This is a genomic window from Vibrio sp. 704, assembly GCF_033339295.1.
In genome coordinates, this window is the sequence record NZ_JAWOUH010000063.1 from 1 (window position 1) to 1,502 (window position 1,502).

Annotated in this window: 3 protein-coding genes; all 3 read left to right on the top strand. The window is 45.5% G+C overall.

What is annotated here, in order from left to right; all coding sequences use genetic code 11:
* On the top strand, window positions 1–510 hold a 510-nt coding region (locus tag R7R24_RS24395; protein ID WP_411978825.1), incomplete at its 5' end, for a TyrR/PhhR family helix-turn-helix DNA-binding protein.
* 36 nt (window positions 511–546) lie between these two features.
* Window positions 547–1,131 (top strand): ribosomal protein S5-alanine N-acetyltransferase, encoded by a 585-nt coding sequence (gene rimJ / locus R7R24_RS24400; protein ID WP_005458831.1) that lies wholly within the window; start codon window positions 547–549, stop codon window positions 1,129–1,131.
* Window position 1,132: 1 nt separating this feature from the next.
* On the top strand, window positions 1,133–1,502 hold a 370-nt coding region (locus tag R7R24_RS24405; RefSeq protein WP_318119686.1), incomplete at its 3' end, for an HD domain-containing protein.

A 1,502-nucleotide genomic window follows, 5' to 3' on the forward strand; every position in this document is an offset into this window, starting at 1 on the left:
CATAACCTTGCTGAGCTTTCTGAAGCGGGTATGTTCCGTGAAGATTTGTATTATCGCCTCAATGTACTGACGCTAAGCATTCCTCCACTGCGCAAGCGCTCGAATGATGTGGCACCTTTGCTAGATTTGTTCGTGACAAAACACGCGCAGCAGCTGGGTATCGATAAGCCGGGGCTGGATGACGGTTTGGTTGATGCTCTGGCCAGCTACCAATGGCCGGGTAACATGCGTCAGCTAGATAATATGGTGTTGCGAGCGCTAACAGAAATGGATGGTCATTTACTGAAAGCCGAACATTTTAATTTGCCACAGCCGCAGTCAGTTGGCGGGGGCAGTGCAACGCTTAATATTGATGGTTCTTTGGACGAGATCATGCGTGATTATGAATCCCAGGTGTTGGAGCGTTTGTACCAGTCGTTCCCGTCAAGCCGTAAGTTAGCGAAGCGTTTGAACGTATCGCATACGTCTATTGCGAATAAGTTACGTGACTATGGGATTCGTAAGAATTAACGCGAGTAATCAAGAAAAGGGAAGTTGTCGTTTGTAATGGAAGATCATAGTTCATCAATCGCCGTTCACAAGTTGGACGGCGACTTGCTTCTACGAACCGCTGAAATCGGTGATGCCGATATGATCGCGGCGTATTTTCAATCTAATCGCGATTATTTGAAGCCATTTGAACCAAAGCGAGAAGAGGCGTTTTTCTCTGTTAATGGTTGGCTCCAAAAACTGATTAAGTTGAATGAGCTCCATCGCATGGGGCTTGGCTACTATTGCTTGCTAATTCATGTTGATACAGGGCGCATGCTAGGAACGATTTCATTCAGCAGTATGAGTCGCTTTCCATTTTATAGCTGTAACGTTGGCTATTCCTTGGCGGAAGAGGCACAAGGTCACGGCTATATGCGTCGTGGGTTAAAAATGGCATGCGACTACATGTTTAACGTGCAAAAAATGCATCGTATCCAAGCCGGCTATATGCCTCATAACAAACGCAGTGAAGCTGTGCTAGAGTTTGTCGGGTTTAGCAAAGAAGGTTACGCAAAAGATTACCTTTTGATCAATGGTGAATGGCAAGATCATGTGCTGACATCATTAACTAACCCTCATTGGCAGCAAGAAGGGCGCTAATATGGTTCGATTAGAAAAGCAGTTAGCATTACTCATTGAACTTGATAAGCTCAAAAGCGTATTGCGTCGTACTCGGGTGAAAAGCGCCGAAGGTCGTCTTGAAAACAGCGGTGAGCACAGTTGGCACGTCGCATTGATGGCAGTATTAATGGAAGAGCACGCAAATGCGCCAGTCGATATCTGTCGAGTGATGAAAATGCTATTGATACATGACGTTGTTGAGATCGACGCAGGCGACACGTTTGTTTATGATACTGCCGCTTCAAAAGAGCAAGCAGAAAAAGAAATAAAAGCCGCTGAACGCTTATTTGGTATGCTACCTACAGATCAAGGGCAAGAATTATTAGCGCTTTGGCAAGAATTTGAAGCCG